Source organism: Actinoalloteichus spitiensis RMV-1378, from assembly GCF_000239155.1.
GTDB lineage: Bacteria > Actinomycetota > Actinomycetes > Mycobacteriales > Pseudonocardiaceae > Actinoalloteichus_B > Actinoalloteichus_B spitiensis.
On sequence record NZ_AGVX02000852.1, the window covers coordinates 1 to 1,824 of the forward strand.

General features: G+C 64.1%; 3 protein-coding genes. All 3 read right to left on the reverse strand.

What is annotated here, in order from left to right:
* A partial coding sequence (locus ACTIDRAF_RS31525; protein ID WP_039789910.1) for a hypothetical protein occupies positions 1 to 368 on the reverse strand: 368 nt, incomplete at its 3' end.
* A gap of 9 nt (positions 369 to 377) precedes the next feature.
* Positions 378 to 986, reverse strand: coding sequence for a DUF3558 domain-containing protein (locus ACTIDRAF_RS33290; protein WP_157163298.1), 609 nt, complete (start codon positions 984 to 986; stop codon positions 378 to 380).
* 17 nt (positions 987 to 1,003) lie between these two features.
* Entirely contained in the window at positions 1,004 to 1,276 is a 273-nt protein-coding gene (locus ACTIDRAF_RS0226090; protein WP_016701574.1) for a hypothetical protein, read from the reverse strand.
* Positions 1,277 to 1,824 lie beyond the last annotated feature (548 nt).

The window sequence follows — 1,824 nt, forward strand, 5'->3', positions numbered from 1 at the left end:
TCGAAGCCCTCCTTCTTCGGCTCGTCCCGCCCCTCAGGGATGTTGAGGACGGCGATATTGCGGCTGGTGCTTTGGGAGGAGACGCCGGAACCGATTGCCTGTGCTTGGTCCTTGGCTTGTTCCGCGTAGGTGACCAGAGGGAGGGTGGCGGCTCGTGAGGTGTCGGCCGCTTCGCCCTGGTGCGCGTCGGCTGCTCGGGCGAGGGAGGTTTTGATGTGGTCGGCGAGTTCGGAGAAGCGGATGGAGACATCGCTCCACTCGCCGTAGACGTCGCTGGAGTTGCCGCCGTGGCCTTCCCCGGTGATGTCCTGGCGAAGCTGTTTCGCGTTCCTGCCGGCGAATGTTTCACACGTGGTTTCGAGGTGCACGAAGTCCCCTTAGGAGGCCGCTGGAAGGTCGGTGATCGCTGCCTCGGTGAATTCGATCGCGGCCTGGCATGAGTCGAAACTGTCGAGCGTGTTCCGGATGAAGTCCGTGGCCAAGTATTGATCGTCGGCGATGCCGGTGTACAGCACGCATCGCGATTCATCTTCGATGGTGTGGGCGTGTACCGCGGGATAGTTCCCGACAGTCATTTCGTCGAAGACAGCATAAGTGTCGCGGATCTCGTAGATCGCGGACAGGCCGCCCTCACCGATGTTCGTACGAAGGGAAACCATGGCTCCGGCGTTCTCATTGGAATTCCATAGGCACATCCCGTCATCGATCATCTTAGCTGAACCCGCGTCGTATCCGAGAGTGGTGGCCGACTGGGCGGAAATCAGATTGCACGCCTCGATGTTGGTCGCGTCAAGTGGGCTCGAGACGGGGGGGGCGAGCAGCTCTGTTTCCCGTGTCGGCTCCTCGGGAGCACTCGAGGCGGCAGTGTCTTCGGCGGCAGCGCTAGTGGGATGTAGCTCCGGCTCGTTCTCAGGTGAGCAGGAGGCGAGAACCAAGGTGGTCGCCAGGAGTAGTGCTCCCGCGAAACGCCTATTGTGCTTTTGCACGGAAAGCTCTCCTTGTCTCAGATGGCGACGTAGTCGCCGCCGGATCGACGACCGTTGTTCAGGGCCTGTCGTTCCCAGTAGTCGGGCGGCAGGCTGATCTGGCTGACCTCGCCGTCGTATTCAGGTAGGGTGGCGGACCGCTCAAGCTCCAGGTACTCCCGAAGCATGTGCTCGAAAGCAACGATGGTGTTGTCAAGCTCCTCGCGGAGCTTGGCCGCGGTCGTGGCGAGTGATCCTTCGCCTGGATCGCCGCCCAATCGAGCGAGCTGCTCTCCCGCGTTCATGCTCACGCCGTCATCGCCCCGCGTGGAGCGCTTTGCCGAGAGCAGTTCCCGGGTTTTCCAGGTCCAGGGCTACGTCCCGTGCGGCCTTCAGTTCCGCGACGGCCCAGGCAGGGCCTCCGGGTCCACTTCGTAGCTGCCGCTCACGGCGGTTCCTCCCCCAGGAGATCGTCAACCAACAGCACATCGTGCGGGCGCCCGAGGCTGCTCGGACCTCTCGCTGGCCCGCACGTCCCCTCGCGTCAGGCCCTTGGCGGCGGGCCAACAGCACGGTAGCAGCGTCACCGGTCGTCACGGCGTGAAACGGGCCAAGCTGCCACAGTCCTGCGGGAGGACCTGGGGCGGAGCCTCCGCACGATGTGTGACGGGGCATTGGTTACCTGCCCCTGGCGGCGTCCCTGTCCTCGCGTGAGGTGGTGATGAGGCGGGCAGTGGTATTCGACGCACGTCACGCGGCTGTCGGAATGGCCGGCAGGTGGCGAGGCGATGAGCCACATCCCCGCGGGTACGTACCAACGGGGAACGGGCGGTCGGATCGTGTGATCCGACCGCCCGTG